We start from the raw sequence: 22,553 nt of genomic DNA, 5'->3' as shown, positions 1-22,553 counted from the left end.
AGGTGCACGCAGGGCGGGAATGATCACTCGTTCTCGGCTGGCTCCGCTGCAGGAGGCTTGGCCCCGAGCACGACAGACTCAATGCGATAAGGCAGGATGCCAGCGCGGCGCGCTTCGATCTTGAAGGTCACACGCTCGTTTTCATCCGCATCCTCCCAATCGTCTTTCACCGCCCGACCTTCGACCAATACGCGCATACCCTTCTGATACAGCGTTGCCCAGCGTTCGGCATCGCGATGCCAAATCTCGACCGGTGCCCAGAACCCGCCGCGATCTTCAAAGCCCTCCTTGGTAGGCACGGGGTTGTCGAAATAGACATTCAGGCGCAACAGCCGTCGCGGCTCGTTGTTGCCGTTCGAAAACTCGCGAAAATCTGGCGCAGAGCCGATATTGCCCTCGCCGTAGAAATGCGTGCTCATGAGTGTGACTCCTTGGGGGGGATGGCGTGGATACGCCGTTGGTAAGCCCCCTCGATGTGGACCAGTTTGCTGGCGCACTCCGAGGTTTGCCGGGCGATGCTGTGGGTGAGGCTGATTTGCAGGTTCAGCACGATGCGCTGCACCTCGATGGCGAAGAGATCGTCGATCAGCGATGCCGGTGTGCCGGGGCTGGCAAGCTGTTCCTCCCACAGCGTTGTGCCCATGCGCGAGCGATCGAGGTTGCGCCAGCGCAGAAAGGACGTGCCTGCGCCAGTGGTTTGCTGGGCCAGTTGCACGGGAAGGAGGTTGAAGGGGTGGCTGCGGGCCTGCGACAGCACTTTGCGCTGCGCCAGTCCGATCAGATCGTCCCGCAGCGCTTGGCACTGGCTGGCCCAGGTCGCGAGCTCCCCATTACCTTTAAAAGGCTTTAAAAGGCCTTTAAGGTAGCCTGCGTGTTCCAGCCGCTGGAAGTCCGCCTGTTCCAGTGCCAAGAAGCGGTTGGCTGCGGTCATGCTGGTTCATCCTCACTGTCGACAGGCGCAGGCGTGTCGTCGTCCTGGTTCTCCTCGTTTGATGCGGCTGGATCAACGGTGCCAGTGTCGTTGGCTGGCGTAACCTCTGAAACCGTCGACGTGCCTGGCGCCGATGCCAAAGGGGCGCGACGGATGAGCGGTGGCGCAAAGCGTGAACGGCGTGTGCCATCGAGCACGTCCTGCGGTAGTTCACCGTATTTCTCCAAGGCGGCACGCGCCGCGGCATTGTTGGCAGCGAAGTCGTCGCGCTGGGTACCGGAGTAGCGGTACTGCTGCGCCAGGCTGAAAAGGCTGCGCAACGCGTGCGCGCCTTCATTGAGCCAGCGTTCTAGGGTGCTGCGGTCGATCAGGGCGGTGTGGTGCGCCAGGATCAGACGCCGGGCTAGGTCGTCGTAGTCGGCGAGCAGATAGACCGCCATGAAGCCGAGCTGTGAGGCCACGAACAGCGGCAGCTTTACCGGCTGGACGTTGAGGTTCTCGCCCAGGCTGAGTGCAGCCGGCACATCGGCCAGCGCCTGATCAACCTGTTCGCGTAAGGCCTGAAGCTGTTCTTTGGTGGTGCTGAGCTTGTCCTCAATGCGCAGCATCCACCAGTCGGAGTAGGGATCATCCTGCTCGGCGCCGCGTTTGAGCTTGGTCATGATGGCGACAAAGCCGTTGAGCCCGACAATACCGGGTTTGCCCTCGGAGGGCGCGCGTCCGTGCCAGATGCGGGATGCATGATGAGTGTGCAGCGTCAGCGACATCGCGCTGCGCAATGAACCAATGTTCAACTGCAGCGAAGATTCGGGTTCGGTGGCCATCGTGACGACTCTCGGTAAGGAAACGGGTCGCCAGCATCGGCATTGACCGGAAGGGTGTCAGTCATCAAACCGCACCGCATGAATACCTGTTTAGGCGTTCACACGGCTGCCGTGAAGTCTTGCGCTTCGCCGGGGCTGATCGGCTGCGAGATGTATATCGTGACCATTGCCCTTCGCAGTTTCTGGAAGGCTGCGTGATCAACTATACCCGGGGTATAGGCGACCATGGCTTTCGGTGGACTTTTCCTGCAGTGGATCCAGGGGCTGCAGGTGATGCGTTGCAGGGAAGGCAGTCTGTTCAGCTATACCAGTGGTATAGGCGACCATGGCCTTCGGTGGACGCACGCGCAGGCCGCCGCAGCGCTTGGGCAGATCGAGCCATGGCATCCTGGACATCCAGAAGATCCGGGGCGGCTGCGTTCAGGGCAGGCGCATCAGTGCCCGCAGACGGGCGATATGCTCCTGTGCCACGGCGGGGTCCGCAGGTGGCGGTGATTTCGGGGGTTGCGACTCTGGTGCTGTCGTGACGCTGGCTGTCTTCTGTCCAGCCCAGGCGCGGAACTCGCCACGCATGGCTTTCTGGATGATGCCGAACAAGTACCCGGCGGGATTGTGTACCGTGCTGGCTTGGCAGCGGGCATCCCATTCGTCGAGGACAGCCTGATGCAACTGCGTATCCACGGGCTGTAGGGCGGCGAGTGCGCCTGATTGCTGCTCTGCTTTGAGTGACAGGAAGCGCTCGGGGAGCCGAAGCATTCCCAACTTGTGCGTGCGCGGTACAGTACGTACTTCTTTTATTTCTTTTTCTTTACGTACAGTACTATCGGTCCTCGGATTCCGAAGTGAGCCGGATTTACTGGGCTTTTCGCCTGCTTCGGATTCCGAAGTCGGGCGCGGCTGATTCCGAAGAAGGCTTTCTGGCCCTTCTTCGGAATTGTGGGCATCCCCAGGCTGTGGATAAGTCGCCGTCTGAACCCAACCCTGCGCGGCCAGGCGCTGCGACAGTACCTGTAACCGGGTGGGAAGCAGTTGGCCGCTGAGCAACGGATCTTCAGCCATTTCTTTCAGCACATGCACACCGACGCGCTGGATGGACTTGCTGGCGTGGGCCAAGGACCGGCTGAGCAGCCTCAGATAATCGGCGTCGAGCTGGATGGCTTCATAGGGCGTCAGGGGTTCATCGTGCAACACATAGAGGTTACCCAATATCCGTCCGGTCTTCGGGTCACGCCTGCGACGCACCAGGCTGATCCAGCGCGTCAGCCTTAGCAGGGTCAGCGCGCGGGCGACAGTTTCATGGGATGCGCGCGCCGTACACGGTATTGAGGCCAGCCAGGGAGCGAGCTGGTCATAAGTGGGAAAGGCCGTGACCCCGTCATCATTGAGCAGCAGACGGAAGACTTGCCAGGCGTTCCGTTCAAGCGGGGTCAGTCGATTGTCCAGCAACAACGCACGTGGCACGCTGTCATGACGATTGCCACTGAAGATAAATCCATCAGACGGAACTGGTGGTGCCGCTGCCATGGTAGGGGGAGGCGGCATGTGCTGCAGCGCCTGGTCGAACAACTCCCCCAGCGATACGGGACTGGGTGAATGGCGTGGACTGCCCATCAGATCAGTCCTTCATCAATCCACCCTCGGATAGCGCTCCAAATGACTGAGATGGGCAGGCCCGTAGACTCCGCAAGATCGGCTGTAATGGCAAGCATGGCCATGTCGTCGGTCAGCGCAGTGCCACGCTCTTTTACGGTTCCAGACCAGCGATGCCAGAGATCGGAGTCCTGCTCTTCTGTCAGAACCGGATGCCGGCCCTTGCGTTTCGGTAGCCCGATAACGTCGCGCCTGAGGGCGATTTCCTGATGGTTCAGGCCATAAAATCTGCTGATGAGTTCTGTGCTCGCACCCAGTCGCAGGAACCGATCGATCTCCTCGATTTCCCGTAAGAGATTGTCTACCTGGCTCAGAAGGCGTCGCAGCACTTCCGAATTCACGCTCACGGAACACCATGAGACGGTGGCGTTGGCCAGGAGGCTGGCCATGGCCGGATGCTTGAGTGCATCCAGAGCAGCATCGTCAAATCCCATGGACTTGGCCCGGCGCAACTGGCCATTGCGCAAATCGTGGAGCGCTTGCGCGATGACGGCCTGATTGAGCGGATGCGGTTCGGGCATGGTCGGCGCCCTCATGATCCGTTCAGGGTGGCATCGCCATCAGTGATGTCCGCCTCGATGTCCAGCAGTCGCCGGGCGAGTCGCACCAAGCGGAAAAGCTTCACCAGGCTCGTATCGCTCAATCTAGCGGTAGGTTGTGATGAAGGGCTGTGTTCCAGCCCCAGCAGAAGAGCGCCTAAATCCCCGGGCATCCGTAAAGGCGGAGTCCGGTCCGGCTGGTAGGGAACGCTCAGGCTATGCAGCAGCAGTAATGCACCACGGAGATTTGAGTGCGTGTTCTCATCGGTAGATATTCCCGCGCATTTGAAGCCGATGCCCTCGTCGCAGGCGACAATGGCCTCTTCCAGACCCGCTTCGTTGGCGATCTCACGCGCGAACTGAGCGATGTGGACGCGCAGCCGATCCGGCGTATCGAGGCCGGGATCGATGTACCAGACATCCGAGATGGGGTGGAGACCGCCTGCCTGAACAGGGATGGCCTGCAGCACGCTGGTTTCGAAATCAGGTGGCGTCTCGCCGACATGGTCGGTCACCAATCGTTGGATCGACTGTAGGCGCTCGGTGGTCTCGGCAGGTGAGACGATATGCTCCTGAAGTAAGGCCGAGTGATCGTCCTTAGCATATTGATCGTCATTCACGTCGGCCGGAGGATGTGTCGCAGGCCCCTCTTGAATCGAAAGGGTATGGCTTGCCGGTATCCTGGGTGCCTCTGTTACCCGCGGTGTGGATGATGACGTGGGCGGTGCGACTACGGATGGAGATGTTGGCTTGGTCGTGGAGACCGACCCTGTAGTCTCCGTACCTGGCGGTGTGTTCGGTTCACTAGTAAGCAACTGCCAGCGCTTTTCGGAATCGGTGATTTCGAACACCAGCGTGTCATAGTCCACCCCGAGCAACTCGGACATCTGGCCGATCAGCTCATCTTGCACCCGCTGCGCCGTAAAGCTCCCTGGGGAGTCAAATACCATCAGGACATCCTGGAACAGCGTTGCAAAATCAATGTTTAGACTGTTCTTGGTGACGCGCGCATCCCAGATCCTGGAACCGGCTCTACGCAGGTAGGTCAGTTGCTCGACTTGGGGGCGTCCCAAGCCGGCATAGAGCACGCTCGGTATCGCTGGCAGCAGGAACTGGATGGCCTCCTGCATGCGGCTGATGTGGGGCTGGGGTACGGGGTAGCCATCAGCCTTGAGGCGTCGGGCAAGCTCCGATTGCGAGAGCGATTTACCATCCTCCTGTTCATAGAGCTCACGGACTTTTTCGACACCCAGAGCTCGTTCGATAAACGATAGGCCACCGTGAAGTTCGTTCTCGGCCAAATGCCCTGTCAGGGCAACGATCTCGCCACGCTCAGGCCAGGGGCGGAACAGGCAGCCGATACGGAAGAACCGCTCGTCCTTGGTCACGCTCCACAGATCGCGCAGTATCGCCAGGCGCGTGTTCCCGCCGTTACGAATGATGTAGTGGTCGGCACCGGGACGACGGGTGATCGGTGGCGGAGCATCCAGTCCACGCTGGCGGATGGAGGCCTTGATTTCCTCGTACAGCGGATTACGCGTCAGCCTCGGATCCAGCTCGTAGGGGCGCAACTGGTCCAACGTCACCACCATCGCGGTATCGGTGATCGGGTCTGTCAAGGTTTCTGCAACAGGGCCGGTACGACTGAAACCGTCGCTCATCAGCTTGTTGGCCATCTCTTGCGGAGAGACATCAGTCATGGTCGGCTCCCTCTTGATCGGGGTGCTCGACCACGGTGGCGTGGCGTTGTGCGCGATGCAGCATGGCGCGTGCATTGCGTTCTGCCCGGTGATCGCTGGCTGTCGCGCTGGTATAAATCGGCGGTAAGCCCGGCTTGACGAATTTGAGGTGCCCGCCAGGTGTCCGGCAGACAGTCCAACCCTCGCTCAGGGCATGTTCAATCAGCGGAAGTAGTCGCTTGTGGCCACGGGCCAGTTCATGGGCGTTTGACATGAAAGTGTCTCCCCTCAAACTTCCCGGTGATCAGGGCGAACTGTTCCTGCCATTGCGGGCACAACTCGCTGGCCAACCCGCGCACAATGTTCAGTGCGGCTGCAGCGACTCGGCCAGTGGGTCGTCGGTACTCAACCCGATGGACCGGTAAACCACGCGTTGCCGCTCGAGGAAAAGCCTCTATCGCGGGGATCTCGGTACGCAGGACGTGAACCCCTTCCAGATCTCTGAAGATCAAACGCAGTGTCTGCTGGATCAGCTTGGCATTGGCTGACACTGCAGGTACGCGGTTGAGCAGGAGATGAAGGTATGGCGGGTTAATGCCCAGATGCCGATAGGGAGCGATGTCTTCGATCAGCTGCAGAGTGCCTCGGCGCATTTCACGCGCGGCGAGAATTTCGGGCGTGACGGGCGAGATCGCCTGCTCGGAGGCAAGTACGGCCATCTCCAGCAGTACGCTGCGAGCGCCTTGAGTATCGAGTAGCACCAGGTCGTAGTGGGGCTGAAACACCGGGAGCAGGTGCCGCAGTCGAAGCCGCCCATCCGGTGCATGCAGCAAGAGGGTGTTCAACTGCCGATGCTCGTCATTGGACAGAATGACGTCCAGACGGTCTATGACGGTGCGCGATACCAGTCGCGCAATGTCGCGTTCGTTGCATGCCAGCAGCTCATAGATCCCGCACGGCGCGCGACGGGTAAGCTCGTAGTACGAGGACAATGTGGGCTGCATATCCAGGTCGAGCAGCAGGACCCTCAGGCCGGCATCAGCAATGAAACCGCCGAGGTTGGCGGCGACCGTGGTTTTTCCTACGCCGCCTTTGGTCGAGATAACAGAAATCACCTGCATGGCTTGCTCCTCTTCGGCAAGGAATGGGGAGCTAAGTCAGACGCGTTCTTTAAGACGGTCAGTGATCCACTGGTCGATCTCTTCGGAGTCCCAACCAACGGCGCGGACGCCAAGTTTTATGGCTTTGGGGAATTGGCCCGCCTTCATGAGGCTGTAAAGATAGGCGCGCTTGAAGCCTGTCTTGGCCTCAACTTCCGGGCGGCGAAGGATGCGTCGCTCCGGGGCTGGAGCAGGGTTCTGTTCAGACATAGCGGTCACTCCTTAATGCTCAGTGGCACTTCTCGGGTTGACCCGTATTGAATCGCTGCCACCCCTGAAGCACATCAAACAATAGGACGGTACTGACCACCGTATTGATGTTCCGTCATCCGGCTGCGAGGCAAAGCATTACGGCCAACTCTATCCGTGGAACTGACACTGTTAAAAGGTTCGGCGTCTTGATAAATAGTCCGTCTGGCGGGCGCTCGCTGTTTAATCTATGCGCGAGTGAACGCGGCATTTTCTGTCATGCGGGCGACAAAAAATGTCCGTCAGTAACGGTAGGTTGCGATTGACAAGCGCTACAAGCTAGCGCTTGTGCATGAGCCGGTGCACACCAACTGAATTCAAAGGCTATCCCCTTTATCTCGCGACGATGAAGGGGATATTTGGGTCGTGCTCCAGACAAAAATGTATGGAACTTAATGTGAGCGTCCAGAACTGAGGATGGGGTGATCATTCTTGCTCACGCATCGGTCATGCTTCCCCGATTTGTTGCGCTCTTTTAATGAAGCGCTCCAGTTCTGCTGAAATTGGCCTGTCCGGTACAACGATGAATGTTGCGGTGTCGGGGATATCGTCGATAACCTGCCGAACAATGACGTCAGGGTGGTTGTAAATGGAAAGCTGCGATTCCAACCCGATACCAATGCCATAGCCAGCGGCCACCAGCATCATCATGGGCTCATGACCAGAAACATGTTCAGCAATGTTGGGAGAGGGCAGCGAGTCGTCCTCAAACCAATGATTAATGACATTGCGTCCGCCGGCGCAACGTTCAGGATGGCAAAGAATCAGGGGGTACCGGAGTGCTTCCCCAAGAGGCACTTTATCCAGGGAAAGCAGCGGATGGTGAGTGGGAATAGCAATGGCAGGGCGTTCGGCCCAAACCTTAAACTTTGTGAGGCCATTGGTGGCTACTGTGCTGTCGACAGTGAAACCCGCATCCATCTCGTCGTGTAAGAGCGCTTTGTGCATCTCGTTGACGGTCATTTCAACGATCCGAATCTCGGTGGCAGGCTCCTCTTCTCGGCATCGAGCCAGCAGCTGTGTCAGCCGAGGCTGAGCCAGGCTATCGGCGATGCCGGTGCGTACCCGGCCGCGATAGCCCTGAGACGCCGATTGCACTCGTGTCAAGGCGTTATCCATGAAGGCAAGTACGCGGCGAGCCTCTTCACGGAAAATCTCCCCTGGCCAAGTCAGCTGTATACGCCCCTTGGTGCGATGGAGCAGTCGGACACCGAGATAGGACTCAAGATCTCTTATGGCTCTCGACAACGGGGAAGGTTCGATGTGAACTCTGGCCGCCGCACGAGCAAAGCTTTGTTCTTCAGCGACGATAAGGAAATAGCGCAGGTGACGTATCCTCATGGTGCATCTTCCTTGTTGGTTGTTGACATGCTCTTTGACCGCGAGCAGTGCTCTGTTATTCGCGCACTGGTAGTGGTTTCGGTGAGCCGCTGTGTGATGCAGTCCACAAGTTTTGACGCCGCCGAAGTTGACACGCCGCAATCGTGTGACTGCTTCCTGAAGTGTTGATCCTACCGGCGTCGCTGCGTGAACCTGCAGTTGCGACAGGTTCTCGATCGATGGGGCGGCCCGCAGCCGTGCGCGTTGGTGCTTTGCAGAGCGCAGATCGCTGCTGGCAATCGCCGAGACGTTGCGTTACGAGCTGAGCTGGTCTGAGGATGAGGGCTGGCCTGTCATGGCGCCCTCACATGCACTGCCGAGCGACCGTCTCGTTGGGGCAACGAGGTCTTATTGCCCCTCTACGAACGACTCGCCTCAGGGGCGTGCGAAGGGTGAGTCATGGTTGTTGTTGGCTGTCTGTGGCCATCAATGGAAAAAAACTTGGTATAGGACTTGCCAATGGGCCAGAACAAGTCCAGAATAGCGTCCATTCCTGAGGTGGGAATCAAGGAAAACCTTTTTAAATCAAAAGGTTAAAGGCTAGATTCTAGTCCCGTTTCCCGCTCCAAATACAGATCTACAGGGTTCTATAGAAGTCTGTAAGTCCTAGAAAAAAGACGCTTAGGCGTCTTTTTTTCGTTCCAGTGCAGTCTGTCTGAATCCACTGCCAACCACGAATTTCAAGTACATTTTCAAGTACAGCGATTCCGGGTGATTGGCGTAGCGGATTGTTGGCAGAGCTTGGGCTCCGCTATCGATATACATCTCCTCGACCCTACGAGACCGGGAGATGTACATATGGCCTTGGCCGACACTACCTTCACCAGACCCGAAACCGTTGATACCCCGTTGACCAGGGGTCGAAGCGTTCGGGCATATTTCGCCACGCGGCACCCGAGCAAAGCACCCAGAGCACGCTATCAAGCATCAAACGGTCGCTCAGGCTTGGGCGCCCTCTGCCATGGATAGCAGTGAAGAGATCGGCGACCACACTCCAGTCCTCATCCGAGAGTTCGCAACGCTTTGCCATCACAGAATTCCTTTCCGTAAGTGGCTGGAAATTCTACAAAAACCCAGCATTCGAGAGGTGGCGACCGGGTTTCTCGGGGTTTCGCTCGGAACCTAGTATTTTTGCCAGTAGAGGCACTGAGCTGAGGGGCTTATTCTCATACCTCACTTATCAAGGAGGATTCACCCATGGCTGCTACAAGTATCCCTGGGGCTGGCCCCGCCAATGTGATCGCTTCATCCTCAAACGGTACCCAGAGCATCGATGATGAGCTGAAGGACTATGAGAAATACGTTGAGGGTAAGTATGGAAAACCCAAACCAACCGACCTTCCGCGTCCATATGTGTATGATGCCGTACATCCTGCAGCCAGTATTGATTTTGGTATAAGTGATGAACTGGTCGCCAATCAATCTGATAAGGTCACCATTCTCATACCCGCTCACCCATCGCTTAAACTAGGGGGGGGTGGGGGTGAAATGGGGCAAGAAGACGGCCTGGAGTGCGGTTCAGGCAGGGTCTTATACCACCATCGATTTTCAAGGCAAGGATATTCCGGAGGGCGAAGCGAGACTCTCTTATATGCTTTACTATACTGGAAACACCTCGGCCTCGGTCAAAACGCTATTCCGCAAGGGCCAGCCAGGTGTGCAAGGCAACCAGGGTGTAGGCTTGGAACTCCCGGCTCCAGACATCGACTTACCTGTATCTGGTGTGATCGGGCCCAAAGAAGCCAAGGCAAAGGTCAAGGTCACTATCCAGCCTTGGTTGAGCATGAACGAGCATGATGAACTCATCCTCTATTGGGGTGATCAGGAAATCGTGCATGTTGTTACCAACGCGGAACTCAACCAGCCCATCATCATCGAAGTCGACGAAAATACGATCAAGGCGGAAGGCGACAGCAAGACATTACCTGTTTATTACTACGTGGTGGATTTAGTAGGCAACGAGTCTGAATGGTCCAAAGATGCCATTGTCGAAGTCATGCTAACAATCAATACGCTGTCTGCGCCAAGCGTATTGGATTACAACGGCGCGATCATCAGTACAGGAGAAATTGACCTCGGAAACATCAGAGGTGATCATGCGATTGTTCAAGTAATTACGAATTTCCAGGCAACTGACAGTGTACTGTTACACTGGGTGGGTACCTCCCAACAGGGGCAGGCCATCAGCCTGAATTTTGGGCCGTTGGTGGTCACGGACCCCAGCAAGCCTTTGCAGTTCGAAGTGCCTTTCGACGAGTGGGCCAAGCTTGGCGGTGGTGGGGCACAGTTCAGTTACACATTGACGTCGAACAACACCACCCAAACGTCGCAGAAAGGGTATATCAATGTCAAAGGTATGCCGGCGTTGATGCCGCTGGTAGGCGTGCAGGAAGCGAGTCATGACTGGGTGGATGCGGATGAGAAGTTCGCGCATGTAAAGATCCCGCGCAGTACCAATCTGCGGGATGGGGACGAAGTCACGGTACTGTGTAAAGCGACCAAGGCGGACGGTTCGAGTCACCTCTTGCAGGCGCGGATGTTCCGTATCAGTAGCCAGTGGGTGAATAAGGACGTCAACATCAGACTCAGTGGTGCAACCTATCTCAAGCCCTTCGACGGGGGGCACGTCGAAATCTCTTATGAGGTCAAGCGTGGAAAGCGAACCTTTACCTCACAAGTGGGCATTTACTACATAGGTTATGTCACCGAGGTGTTGGCAGCGCCCATTGCAGATCCGCTATTGGTCAATGACCGCTTAGATCCAACCGATAGCCTTTACCAATACGGCCTGGACATCACGATTCCGGCAGGCGTCGAACAGCCTTCTCCGTGCACGATCACTCTGTACTGGGAAACAGACGACGGCGGTTATTATGAAGACACGCAGGTTCTGCAGGCGGGTGATCAGGCCAGTTATTTCACCGTCCCTGAAAGTGAGTTGAAACTCAACGCGAACGCACCTGTCGAAGTGACGGTTTATTACACCATCGAGTGGCCGGGCAAGCCAATTTTGGCGTCGTATGATTACATCTTTACAATGGCAACCGCCGCCATGTTGAAAAGCACCTTGCCCGCGCCGTTGCTACCGCAATCCAATGCAGGCACACTGAAGCTGGTTGACAGAAGTGACAATAAGATGTTGGTGCGAGTTCCGCGTTATTCGGTTCAAGAAATAGGTGATGAATTAATAATCATCGTCGGGAAGTATTCGAGTCAAATGCAGTTTATAACCGTGCTCGGACTCCAGGATGTGTCGCTGCCGCTGTCAACGGTGCTCCAGGCAAATCTACAAACTTCAATCAGCCCCACCGGAAGAACTATTCCTGTATCCTATCAGGTCATTCGTAATGGAACGACGCAGAAAATATACTCGGATGTCTTTGACTTGCAATTGGAAGGTGCGTGGACTTTCGAAGACTTCGAAGGCGAGACTTTGCGGCTTCTGCCGAAGGGAACTGTGTTTGACCTTTTAGGCAGCCGTGCAACGGTGGAAAATGACAACGCTGTGATTCTCAACTCCACTGATCCAAGGTGGTATCCCACTGTCGGTAAAGTGCTAGGTGTTTATCCGTCTGCCTGGGTCAGGTTCGATTTGCGTGGGTTGGCAAAAAGTGTAAGCTTCGATATATCTGATCATCACAAAATTCAAAGTGTCGTGCGTTTCTATACAGCTTCCGGTACTGAAATTGGGTCCATCACGACGCCAGATTTTAGTCACACTCCTGCGGGTTATACCGAGTATTCAACGCGTGTAACCTATACATCACCTAATGCTGCAATCGCGTCGTTCAGGTTAGAAACAGGTGCAGGCGGCTCGTATGTTGACAATATCAGCTATACACCACTGTAGTGGGGTGGCGTTGGTCCAGTGTTAGCGCTAGTCTGGCCTGAAGATAAAAAGCCGGTGTGTTGATGTTTTTGATTGCAACATACCGGCTTTCAATAATCTTCAGATAGCAACTTAAGGGGACCCTCGATCAGCCTCGGTGAAGACCCTCACGGTAGTGTGGTGGGCTTCATAGGCCGAGAACAGACGGCAATGCACTTTCAGCGCGTCATCGTTGATTTTCTGGTCCTCGACACGGATGTCGCCCCAGTCGCCACGGACACGGCGAACCAGCTGCCGGGCTCTGCTGCCCGACACACGAACGTCGAAACGCCGATATTCTGCGTTGTAACCGGGATCATTGATTGTCGCGATGTCGCAAGCAAGAAAGGACGCCCACGGTCCGGTGCTTATACCCATAGGGAAATCACCTTACAGGGAATGGATATTGTGATTTCCTGATCAAACAAAGGGGACTGAAGTAAAAAATTGGCTGTGGTTTCATTGCTTGCAATGGGAATATTCCATGCCGTTGCAAGGCGCAGCAGGGCTTTTACATCAGCGCTGTGCGGCAGGGTGCCCAAAGGGTCCCCAAAAAATATCAAGGTATCTATTTCACTCGCTGCTATGCGGGCGCCAATCTGTTGATCTCCTCCCATGGTGCCGCTCAGCATTTTGTTGACAGGGATGTCTGTGGCGTCTTCGATTAAATGGCCTGTTGTACTGGTTGCATAAAGTACGTGTCGATTCAGCGCTGCCTTATTGTCAACTACCCAGCGCAGCAACGTGCTTTTGCAGCCTTATGTGCAGCTAAAGCAATATTTTTCTGCTTTGAGGTTTTCCGGATAAGCGCTTCCATACGCGATACCCACAGTGTCAATGGTCGGTATGGGTGCACCAGTCAATGCTGAACAATGGCTGGCGACGGTGTTTCAACCTAACGGATGGAGATGGCTTTTCCTACTGGCAGAAATATCAGTAGCGTTGACCGCTGGGCTGATGTGACATGTGTTGCCAGTATGCTGTCACGAGCACAGTTTTCAACCGGGTAGTAGCTATCTAAGCACGCCTGACAACCCTCGAAGCCTAGGCTCGCGTCTTCAGTCATACAGAAGGCACGCGCCATGGAAACCAGCCACAGTCAGGAAGCCGCGGCAGCAGACACGCTCGCGACAGAACAAACCTATCAAGACAGCATTATCGGCAAACGCTTACCAGTCTGGCTGCGCAAGGCCAGTGCCGAGCAACTGAGCGCGCTTGGCGATGCGATGCGCCACAGCCTGGTTGTCCGCCAGCGGCTGAGCAAGGCCTTGACGCGTATTCAGAGTATCGACAGTTTCGCGATCGACGCTTTGGAAAAGGCCATGAAAGAGCGTTTCGCCGACGACTATAACGTACGGCGCTGGAAATTTATCAGCGGGCACCGGGAGCCGGTGATCAATCAACAGCCCGTCGGCGTTCATCTCACCGAAGTTGTGTATGAGGAAATTCCGCTGGTCGAGGCAGCGCTGCGCAATTTTACCGCCGCTGAAAGCGTGGCTGGCGGGCAGCCTAAGGGCAATCGTTTGAGCAACGCTCGAGCGGGCAACCTCCAGACACCCAGCGCCATTGAATTTGCCAGGCTGTGCCGTGATACCGACGTCGGGGGACAGTATCAGCGCCATCTGGACAGCGTCTTCCAGCCGCAAACCAGGAGTGGCACCGCCGATAGCGTAGCGCAGTTATTGGCCAGTTCGCATCGCTACACCATGCTCACCGATGCTTATGAGGCCAGGCTCAAGGGCGTATTGACCGAGAGCGAACTCCAGCTAGTGGCCGGGCTCTGCAGCGTGGGTAGGCTGGACCGTCTCGACGGCGATCCTGTCGTGGCCATGCAACTGAACCTGCTCGGCTGCGCACTGGAGCAGATTGTCGTGCTCAATGTCTTCGATGAAGGCGTGTTGAGCACTACCACCAAGTGCGTGCTGGTGCATATTCCCGGCGATCCGAACGGCGCCTGGACTGTCTGCAAAAGCCTGCGCTACCTCGCCAATGAGTTGGGCAGACGCCTTCGCTCAAGTCAGTATCAACGCTTTTTCAGCCGCTTTGTACGGCGGCGTGACAGCCAGCGTTTCTTCTCCGTGGTCATCCCTGCCTATGCGGACCTGGCAATCTGGGCCAACATCAGCCTCGAAGAACACGTGCTGGCTTATCGGCGGCCACTGTTCGAAAAACTGGCTGAAGCACGCATCCGCCAGATCAAGGACGACGCGGCGATGATTGCGGTGCCGGTGGCCGATCTGGATCGCGAGGTCCAGCACGCGCATGACCAGCGTCTGGCTGCCGAAGGCTGGGCGCTGCTCGGCCTGGCCGGTTTCTTCGTGCCAGCCATAGGCGCGGCGCTGCTGGCGGTCAACGCCTGGCAGCTGCTCGGTGAGGTCTACCATGGCATCGAAGCCTGGCATGCGGGCGATACCAGTGAGGCCTTCGACCATCTGCTGAATGTGGCCATCGATCTTGCGGTGATTGCTGCCACCGCCGTCGGTGTCAGCGTCGTGAGCAGGGTATGGCAGCGGTCCTCGGTGGTGGATGCTTTGGTCCCGGCGCACCTGGAGGACGGCAGCACAAAGCTGTGGAACCAGGACCTGACGCCATTTCGCAGTGCACAGCCAGTGCCGCAAGCGACGCGTGACAGCCTGGGGGTCCATCGTCTGGCCGAACAGTCCTGGATCGAGATGGACGGTCAGTATTATGCCGTGGTCGAGCGGGCCAGCGCTGGCCAGTGGCAACTGCGGCCGAAGGACGGTCACGGACCGCTGCTACGCCACAACGATGCCGGAGCCTGGCGGTTGTGGAGTGATCAACCGGCCGAGTGGGAAGAGACTCATCGCATGTTCCGCCGCCTGGGTGGAGCCTTCGGTGAGCTTGACGCTGAGCAGATCGATCTGGTTCTGAGCATCCATGGTCTGGGTAATGACGACCTGCGCGCTTTGCATGTGTATGCGCAGGCGCCGTCGGCCGAGCTGCAGGACAGCGTGATGCGTATCAGGCTGGACCAGCGTATCCGTGATCTGGTCCGCCGTTTGCGTAGCGGCGAATCGGTCGAGGACATCACCGTGCTGCACCATGCCCAGGGCTTGCCGGGCGCTGCCGGATTGTCCGATCAGGACCTGGCCGAGCTGACCTGGAACGAACGCCGACAGTTGTTCCAGCGCTTGTACGACAGCATGCAGGACAGTAACGGGCCCGGTATTGCGGCATTGCGCCGCGTGTTTCCGAGTCTGCACAGTAGCGCTGCAAACGTGCTCGTGGGCAGGGCAAGCACTGCTGATCGCCAGCGGCTGCTCGACACCGGGCGGGTGGCGTTGCGCCTGGCTGAAGCGGCCAGGGCCAGTGTCCAGCAGATCCGTATGGCCAGGGTCTTTGAGGCGTTCGTTATCGATACTTCGCAAAATGCCGACCTCGCTCGTGTCGCCCTGGGGATGTTCGAGCACCTGCCGGGCAGCGCAGATGTGCAGTGGCGCTTGATCGAAGGACACGCCGGCGGGCCACAGCTGTTAGTGACCGGGGAGGGCCCCCGGGTATTCAGTCTGATCCATCAGAATGGAACATTTCAGCTGCTCGATGGCGATGGTTCGAGCATTGGCGATGCGGGTGAGCTTTTCGAGGTCATGGCAATGGCTTATGACGAACCCCAACGCGAGGCCATGGGCATTGCTGATCCTTTCGCGCACAACGTGCGAGTGCTGCTTGGGCGGCAAGCTGTTCGGCGACGCGAGGAAGTGGCATCGCTACTGAACGCAAGCGGGCGCAATGGCTGGTTCCAGGCGCCGCAACGACTGGCCGATGGTCGAATCGGTTATCCGTTGAGCGGACGTGGCCCGTCGGGTATTACGCGCAGGGGCAGACCACAATCGCTGTTCGCTATGGTGCGCGCGCTGTACCCGACATTTACTGACGCGCAGGTCATTGCCTGGATCAACGATATGCAGCATGCAGGCGTACGGATCGAGACTGAACTGGCCAGGCTCAGCCAGGAACTGGAACAACTGAACAGTTCTCTGCAACGTTGGTCGAGTCTGCCCAACAGCGCCGTGGAGCGGGACGACCGTCGCTACTTCAGTGATTCCCTGGTTAATTGCTGGCAGCGCACGGCAAGCCTTGGGCCAAGTACCAGCGAGCATCTGGTGAACTATCGCTTCACCTTGTATGGCGCGCAGATCGGGGTTTTGCCTGAGCTACCTGCGCAAGTTAGTTTCCCGCACGTCTTTGAGTTAGCGCTATTGGGCATGGGGCTGCGGGAGTTACCCGATGGTTTCATGCGAGCCTTCAATCACCTGCGGATACTGGAACTCCCCGGCAATCGGCTGAACCGGGTGCCACAACAGTTGGCGCAACTCGAACACTTGCGGGAACTGGATCTGTTCAACAATCAGATTGTGCTGGATGAAGCACAGGGGACCATCCTGTCCAATTGTGAAGCCCTTGAGTACCTCAACCTGTCCTACAACCCGTTGGGACGTTCTTTTTCCCTGCGCAGGCTGATCAGGTTGCGTCGTTTACACTTGCGCCAAACCGGGATCAACCGGCTGCCCTATGCGATTCTGGATTGCCCCGATTTGCTGTTGGCCGATTTGCGCGAAAACCAGATCACTGAGTTGTCGGAGCACTTCTATCATTCCCCGCCATGGCTCAGGCGCATCATTTTGCTTGCGGACAACCCGCTGACTGCCCAGGAAGCCCTGCGATTCCAGGCATCACTGTCGGACACCGGAGCAGTTGCGCATCATGCAGCCGCTGCCGAAGATTTTGTGACCATTCGCCAGCGTTGGCTCGATGCGACCGGCAGCCTGACGCGCGATGAATGGTCTGCACGCTGGGAAGACCTGGAGAACCAACCCGGATCGAGTGACTTTTTCGACATGCTCAGGCGATTGCTGGAAACCGCCGATTTCCAGCAGAGCGGTCAAGCCCTGGCCAACCGGGTGTTTACCATGATCAGGGCGATGAACGATCATGCCAGCCTGCGCGAAGCGTTATTGAATCTAGTCACCCAGAATCTGACCTGTCAGGACAGTGTGGCGTTGTGTTTCAGCAACCTGGAGCTGCGCATGCTGGTGTGGCGAGCCGAGTCTTCGGCCGATAACCCGCAGGCCGCATTGCTGTATCTGGGGCGGCAGTTGTGGCGTTTGGACGAGGTCGATCGCATCGCCCTGGAAGATATCCAGGCACGCCGGGCCTCGGGCAGCGATCCAGACCAGATCGAGGTCGCACTGGCCTATCGCCTGGCCCTGCGTGACGCCCTCGACCTGCCGGCACAGCCCAGTGACATGCTGTTCGGCGACGTCGCTGGCCTGGATGCGCAGCGCATCGCACGCGCCCTGGCCCGAGTCGAGGCCGCTGAAACCCCCGAACAACTGGCCCACTCATTGGTGGCGCGGGAGTTTTGGCAGGAACATCTGTTGCGTACGCATAGGACACGTTTCGACACGATCGATGCGCCGTTCCATGACCGTCTCGCCGTGCTGATGGACGCCGAGACAGTTCCGGAAGGTGAGCGCGTAGCGCAGATGAACCGCATCCGGGACGCACGTCTGGCGGCTCAGCGGGCCTTGATGCTTGAACTCACGCTGACATTGCTGCGCGGGACCTCGGGGCATTCCATACCCTAATCAAGCCGGTGCTCCGGGCTGGTGATGTGTGTGAAGGGCGAAAAATAGGCTGCGGCCTGATGCAACTGTGCGCCTAGCAGCATCACCTGTTCCGCCTTCGCGTAAAACTCCTCGCGCGAGACGCTAGTGTGAGGGCGCAAAACACTCAAGCTGCTACGCGTTTGCTGGCTATGAATGGGTTGAACCCAGCCGTGGTGCAGGTCGTAGGCCTGCGCCGCAATCCAGATATCCTCTGCGCTGTCAAAGGTTTCAGCCGCCCACAACAAGGGCAAGCTGGAGGTCTGGCAAAGAGCGGGTATCGGATCCCGAGCGGCATAGCCGCAGCGGTTATAGTGTTCGAGCCAGGAAGCAGGGTAGTTGGTTGTGTAAGTCTGCTGATCGGGACTGATGAAGGTAAATGCGTAGTAGTCAAACCCCAGTTTCTTTACGAGCAACGGCAGGTTGTCGAGCAATCGCTGCGGTTGCGCGGCTGTCCGATTTTTCATCACACCTCCATGTAGGATGAATCAGGGTTCGCTGTAGGCGTCCGAGCCTCTGGCATTGAGCGCAGTATAGAGATGCACCGACAGCGCTTTGTGCTGAAGGTAATTGTTTTTTTCTACTGCGCAGTTGCACCTGATAGGACTGCACACCTGCATCCTTCAGTTTTTGCCTACGCGCAGCATTTCCCCGACCAACCACTCCAGGGCCCGATTCTGTCCGTGCTGTGCCAGGTGCACCAGCTCCAGCTCGAAAGCCTCCAGAGCAAACGGCAGGTCATACAGTTGCAAGGGCAGCAAGGTGGCGAAATACCGCGCCAGTTGCGTCGGCAACACCACGCAAAGGTCTAAAGCCACCACCAGATGTGCCGCCTGCAGGTAGCTGGGCGTGGTGTAGACGATCTGCCGCGCCAGCCCTTGTTCCCCCAGCCATTGATCGACCATGCCGCGGGTCTGCCCGCCGTGCACCCAGAGGTGGCGCAGGCGCAGGAAGGTCTCAAGGTCGAGTGTGCCATTGACCAGTGGATGGTCCTGGCGTACCGCAACCTGCAGGGTTTCGCTACGCCAGTGATGACGGGCGAAGCGCGCCGGGATTTCTTCAAAGCGCCCCAGCACCAGGTCAAGCTGGCCGCGGTCCAGCGCATCGACCGGCAGGCTGGGGGCCAGCGGGGTGATGTCCAGGCGCAGGTTGGGGGCACTGTCTTGCAGGTGCCGCAGCAGCTCGGGCATGCACAGTTGCTCGACAAAGTCGGTCATGGCGATGCGAAAAGTCTGTCGGCTCAAGCGCGGGTCGAAACTTTCGCCGACATTCAGGGTTTGTTCGATCTGCTGCAGCGCCGAGCGAATCGGGCCCTCAAGGGCCAAGGCCTTCGGCGTGGGTTGCATGCGCCGGCCAATACGCACCAGCAGCGGGTCTTCGAGCAGCTCACGCAGGCGTGCCAGGGCGTTGCTGACGGTTGGCTGGCTGAGGGCCAGGCGTTCGGCGGCACGCGAGACATTCTGCTCGCGCAGCAAAACGTCGAGGATGCGCAGCAGGTTGAGATCGAAGTTGGTTATATTCATTTCGCAAATATCACGCATATGAAAATGAAATTTCTCAAATAGTAGGCGGCTGCTTAGGGTGTCGGCAATCCTTCTTTGCTGATTGGGAGTGCCGCTGTGAGCGACGGATTCGAGATACAACAGGCTGCGGTGGTGGGGGCCGGCACCATGGGCCGGGGGATTGTCGTCAGCCTGGCCAGTGCCGGTATCCCGGTGTTGTGGCTGGACGCCAATGCGCAGATGCTCAGCGCTGGCCTGAAAATGGCGGCTGACACCTGGGCCCATCAAGTGACCAAGGGACGTATCAGCCAGGCGCAGGCCGAGCAGAATCTGGCCCGGCTACAGGCGGTGGACAGTTACGCGGCCCTGGCCGATGTCGACCTGGTGATCGAGGCGGTGTACGAGAACCTTGAGCTCAAGCAGGAGATTTTTCGCCTGCTGGACAGCACCCTCAAGCCTGATGCGATCCTCGCCAGCAACACCTCGGCGCTGGATATCGACGCCATTGCCGCCGTCACCTCGCGCCCCGCGCAGGTGCTGGGCCTGCATTTCTTCAGCCCGGCGCACATCATGAAACTGCTGGAAATCGTCCGTGGCGCACACACCTCAGCAGCGGTGCTGGCGCAGGCCAGGCAGCTCGGGCAACGCCTGGGCAAGGTCGCAGTGGTGGCGGGCAACTGCCGTGGCTTTATCGGCAACCGCATGCTCAAGACCTATGCCGACGAGGCGCGCAAGATGCTCCTTGAAGGCGCTTTGCCGCAGCAGGTGGACGCGGCGTTGCAGGCTTTCGGTTTTGCCATGGGGCCGTTTCGTATGTACGACGTGGTCGGCATCGATCTGGAGTGGCGCGCGCGGCAACTGGCCGGGCAGGGCATGGACAGTCCGCTGGTGCAGGTCGACAACGCCCTGTGTGAGCGCGAGCGCTTTGGCCAGAAGACCGGCCGCGGCTACTACCGGTATGCCGAAGGCAGCCGCGAAGCCGAGCATGATCCACAAGTCGATGCGCTGATCGAAAGCATTGCCCGCGACCTGGGCTATCGCCGCCGGGTGATCGACGATCAGGAAATTGTCGAACGCAGCCTGCTCGCCTTGGTCAATGAGGGCGCGAAGATTCTTGAAGAAAACATCGCCGCCAACAGCCAAGACATCGATCGGGTCTACCTCAACGGTTATGGCTTCCCGGCGCAAGTGGGAGGTCCGATGAACTGGGCCGACGCCCAGGGGCTGGCGACGATCGAACAACGTCTGCAGGCGTTACAGCAGCAACACGGTGAACACTGGAAGCCGGCCGCGCTGATTACCCGGTTGGTGGCAGCGGGCAGGGGCTTGGGCAATGTAGGGGAGGGGCGGGTATGAAGTATCAGGCACCATTGCGCGATATGCGTTTTGTTCTGCACGAGCTGTTTGACGTGAGCGGTCATTGCCAGCAACTGGGCAACGGCCTGGATCGCGAGACCATCGACGGCGTGCTCGAAGAGGCCGCGCGTTTTACCGCCGAGGTGGTGGCACCGCTCAACCGCAACAGTGACGAGCAGGGCTGTCACTTGCAGGATGGCGAAGTGACCACGCCTGATGGCTTTCGCCAGGCCTACCAGCTGTTCGTCGAGCAGGGCTGGGCGAGCATGACCGGGCCGGTGGACTTCGGCGGCCAGGGTTTCCCGCAAATGGTCTCGGCAAGTTTCCACGAGATGCTGATGAGTGCTTCGCTGGCGTTTCGGGTTTACTCCGGGCTGACCGAAGGCACCGTCGTCGCCCTGGACCGGCATGGCAGTGCCGAGCTCAAGCAGCGTTACCTGGCGCAGCTGGTCAGCGGCGAGTGGGCCGGCACCATGTGCCTCACCGAGCCTCAGGCCGGGACCGATCTTGCACTGCTGCGCACCCGCGCCCAGCCTCAGGCCGATGGCAGCTACCGGCTCAGCGGCAGCAAGATTTTCATCAGCGGCGGCGAGCAGGATTTAACGGACAACATCATCCACCTGGTGCTCGCCCGCTTGCCTGATGCGCCGCCCGGTGTCAAAGGTATCAGCCTGTTCCTGGTGCCCAAGCGGCTGGTCAACGCCGATGGCTCGCTGGGCGAACGCAACGCCGTGAGCTGCGGGGCGCTGGAGCACAAGATGGGCATTAAGGGGGCCTCCACCTGTGTGATGAATTTCGATGGTGCCAGCGGCTGGCTGGTGGGGCAGCCAAATCATGGCCTGGCATGCATGTTCACCATGATGAACGATGCGCGTTTTCAGGTCGGATTGCAGGGGCTGGGGATCGCCGAAGCAGCGTTCCAGGGCGGTCTGACTTATGCCCGCGAGCGCTTGCAGTCGCGCGCCATCAGTGGCCCGGTGGCGCCGGACAAACCGGCTGACCCGATCATCGTTCACCCGGATGTGCGGCGCATGCTGCTGACCCAGAAGACCCTCAGTGAAGGCTGTCGCATGCTCGCAGCCTACGCCGCCCGGCAACTGGACCTTGAACACAGCGCCAGCGCTGCGCCGCAGCGAGAAGCGGCGACCCGCCGCGCCGCATTGCTGATCCCACTGGTCAAAGCGTTCTTTACCGACTGCGGTCAGGAAGTCGCCAGCCTTGGCGTGCAGCTGTACGGCGGTCATGGCTATATCCGCGAGTGGGGCATGGAGCAACTGATGCGCGACAGCCGCATCACCCAGCTGTACGAAGGCACCAACGGCATTCAGGCGCTGGACCTGATCCGCCGCAAGCTGCTCGGCGACAACGGTGCCGAGCTCAATGCCCTGATCGACGAACTGGCCACCCAGGTGGCGCAAGCCACGTCGCACGCGGAGCTGGCCGAACGGGTCGGGCAGCGCCTGCAAGAGTGGCGGCTGCTGGCCGATTCGGTGCTGCAGGCCTGTCGCCGCGACCCGCAAGAAATCGGCGCGGTGTCGGTGGATTTTCTCGCTTACTCGGCCTATGTGTTGTTGGCGGCGTTGTGGTTGCAGGCGGCAGAGCGTGCCAGTCAAGCACTCGCGGCCGGCAGCGGGGAGCCGGCGTTCTACCGGGCCAAGCTGCAATCGGCGGATTTCTACCTGCGCCGCGTACTGCCACGGGCCAATGCCCATCGCGAGGCCTTGCTCGCCGGTGCCGATTGCTTGATGGCCATGCCGGAGGCTGATTTCGCCTTCTGATTCACGCTGC

Annotated in this window: 18 protein-coding genes and 1 pseudogene; 4 read left to right on the top strand and 15 right to left on the bottom strand. The window is 58.4% G+C overall.

Translation table 11 applies throughout. The features are described from left to right. Positions 1–23: 23 nt before the first annotated feature. The 11 genes and pseudogenes from PSAKL28_RS15200 to PSAKL28_RS15150 all read right to left on the bottom strand — a co-directional run. Complete coding sequence (locus PSAKL28_RS15200) at positions 24–419, bottom strand: single-stranded DNA-binding protein (protein ID WP_038611997.1); 396 nt, start codon at positions 417–419, stop codon at positions 24–26. After that, positions 416–931 carry a DUF3158 family protein gene (locus tag PSAKL28_RS15195; RefSeq protein ID WP_038611995.1) on the bottom strand — a complete coding sequence of 172 codons (516 nt, stop codon included), beginning with the start codon at positions 929–931 and terminating at the stop codon, positions 416–418. Before PSAKL28_RS15195 ends, PSAKL28_RS15200 begins: the two co-directional genes overlap by 4 nt. Continuing rightward, positions 928–1,755 (bottom strand): PFL_4669 family integrating conjugative element protein, encoded by an 828-nt coding sequence (locus tag PSAKL28_RS15190; protein ID WP_038611994.1) that lies wholly within the window; start codon positions 1,753–1,755, stop codon positions 928–930. Before PSAKL28_RS15190 ends, PSAKL28_RS15195 begins: the two co-directional genes overlap by 4 nt. A gap of 420 nt (positions 1,756–2,175) precedes the next feature. After that, the gene (locus tag PSAKL28_RS15185) at positions 2,176–3,366 is read right to left on the bottom strand and encodes an STY4528 family pathogenicity island replication protein (protein WP_038611992.1); all 1,191 of its coding nucleotides are present in this window, start codon (positions 3,364–3,366) and stop codon (positions 2,176–2,178) included. Further along, the gene (locus PSAKL28_RS15180; RefSeq protein ID WP_038616713.1) at positions 3,366–3,926 is read right to left on the bottom strand and encodes a DUF2857 domain-containing protein; all 561 of its coding nucleotides are present in this window, start codon (positions 3,924–3,926) and stop codon (positions 3,366–3,368) included. The genes PSAKL28_RS15185 and PSAKL28_RS15180 overlap by 1 nt, the downstream gene beginning before the upstream one ends. 11 nt (positions 3,927–3,937) lie before the next feature. Continuing rightward, the gene (locus PSAKL28_RS15175) at positions 3,938–5,644 is read right to left on the bottom strand and encodes a ParB family protein (protein ID WP_038611990.1); all 1,707 of its coding nucleotides are present in this window, start codon (positions 5,642–5,644) and stop codon (positions 3,938–3,940) included. Beyond that, complete coding sequence (locus tag PSAKL28_RS15170; protein ID WP_038611987.1) at positions 5,637–5,897, bottom strand: hypothetical protein; 261 nt, start codon at positions 5,895–5,897, stop codon at positions 5,637–5,639. The genes PSAKL28_RS15175 and PSAKL28_RS15170 overlap by 8 nt, the downstream gene beginning before the upstream one ends. After that, positions 5,881–6,744, bottom strand: coding sequence for a ParA family protein (locus PSAKL28_RS15165; protein ID WP_038611984.1), 864 nt, complete (start codon positions 6,742–6,744; stop codon positions 5,881–5,883). Before PSAKL28_RS15165 ends, PSAKL28_RS15170 begins: the two co-directional genes overlap by 17 nt. Before the next feature lie 36 nt (positions 6,745–6,780). Next, the gene (locus PSAKL28_RS15160; RefSeq protein WP_038611981.1) at positions 6,781–6,993 is read right to left on the bottom strand and encodes an AlpA family transcriptional regulator; all 213 of its coding nucleotides are present in this window, start codon (positions 6,991–6,993) and stop codon (positions 6,781–6,783) included. A gap of 486 nt (positions 6,994–7,479) precedes the next feature. Continuing rightward, positions 7,480–8,373 (bottom strand): LysR family transcriptional regulator, encoded by an 894-nt coding sequence (locus PSAKL28_RS15155; RefSeq protein ID WP_038611978.1) that lies wholly within the window; start codon positions 8,371–8,373, stop codon positions 7,480–7,482. 862 nt (positions 8,374–9,235) lie between these two features. Further along, positions 9,236–9,442: pseudogene (locus PSAKL28_RS15150) on the bottom strand (IS5 family transposase); the annotation flags it as partial. 453 nt (positions 9,443–9,895) lie between these two features. On the opposite strand from PSAKL28_RS15150, the gene PSAKL28_RS15140 reads away from it, so the two are divergent. After that, the gene (locus tag PSAKL28_RS15140) at positions 9,896–12,262 is read left to right on the top strand and encodes a hypothetical protein (protein ID WP_157687035.1); all 2,367 of its coding nucleotides are present in this window, start codon (positions 9,896–9,898) and stop codon (positions 12,260–12,262) included. A gap of 111 nt (positions 12,263–12,373) precedes the next feature. On the opposite strand, the gene PSAKL28_RS28565 is transcribed toward PSAKL28_RS15140, so the two are convergent. Beyond that, positions 12,374–12,658, bottom strand: coding sequence for a DUF3577 domain-containing protein (locus tag PSAKL28_RS28565; protein ID WP_038611970.1), 285 nt, complete (start codon positions 12,656–12,658; stop codon positions 12,374–12,376). Next, positions 12,649–13,023 (bottom strand): methylglyoxal synthase, encoded by a 375-nt coding sequence (locus PSAKL28_RS27010; RefSeq protein ID WP_257011801.1) that lies wholly within the window; start codon positions 13,021–13,023, stop codon positions 12,649–12,651. Before PSAKL28_RS27010 ends, PSAKL28_RS28565 begins: the two co-directional genes overlap by 10 nt. 339 nt (positions 13,024–13,362) lie before the next feature. Between PSAKL28_RS27010 and PSAKL28_RS15130 the strand changes: the two genes are divergently transcribed. Continuing rightward, complete coding sequence (locus PSAKL28_RS15130) at positions 13,363–17,889, top strand: NEL-type E3 ubiquitin ligase domain-containing protein (protein WP_038611967.1); 4,527 nt, start codon at positions 13,363–13,365, stop codon at positions 17,887–17,889. On the opposite strand, the gene PSAKL28_RS26525 is transcribed toward PSAKL28_RS15130, so the two are convergent. Both PSAKL28_RS26525 and PSAKL28_RS15120 read right to left on the bottom strand, forming a co-directional pair. After that, a complete protein-coding gene (locus tag PSAKL28_RS26525) occupies positions 17,886–18,374 on the bottom strand; it encodes an autoinducer binding domain-containing protein (RefSeq protein ID WP_051939395.1) in 489 nt (162 codons plus the stop codon). The two genes, PSAKL28_RS15130 and PSAKL28_RS26525, sit on opposite strands and share 4 nt — an antisense overlap. A 156-nt stretch (positions 18,375–18,530) precedes the next feature. After that, positions 18,531–19,430 carry a LysR family transcriptional regulator gene (locus tag PSAKL28_RS15120; protein ID WP_038616704.1) on the bottom strand — a complete coding sequence of 300 codons (900 nt, stop codon included), beginning with the start codon at positions 19,428–19,430 and terminating at the stop codon, positions 18,531–18,533. 96 nt (positions 19,431–19,526) lie between these two features. Here PSAKL28_RS15120 and PSAKL28_RS15115 point away from each other — a divergent pair, with 96 nt between their 5' ends. Both PSAKL28_RS15115 and PSAKL28_RS15110 read left to right on the top strand, forming a co-directional pair. Beyond that, positions 19,527–20,765, top strand: a complete 1,239-nt coding sequence (locus PSAKL28_RS15115; protein WP_038611965.1) for a 3-hydroxyacyl-CoA dehydrogenase — start codon at positions 19,527–19,529, stop codon at positions 20,763–20,765. Further along, a complete protein-coding gene (locus PSAKL28_RS15110) occupies positions 20,762–22,543 on the top strand; it encodes an acyl-CoA dehydrogenase C-terminal domain-containing protein (protein ID WP_038611962.1) in 1,782 nt (593 codons plus the stop codon). Before PSAKL28_RS15115 ends, PSAKL28_RS15110 begins: the two co-directional genes overlap by 4 nt. Positions 22,544–22,553 lie beyond the last annotated feature (10 nt).

It is taken from the genome of Pseudomonas alkylphenolica (assembly GCF_000746525.1).
Lineage (GTDB): Bacteria > Pseudomonadota > Gammaproteobacteria > Pseudomonadales > Pseudomonadaceae > Aquipseudomonas > Aquipseudomonas alkylphenolica.
Note: the sequence above shows the minus strand (reverse complement) of the source record. Positions and strands in the feature narration are given on the sequence as shown.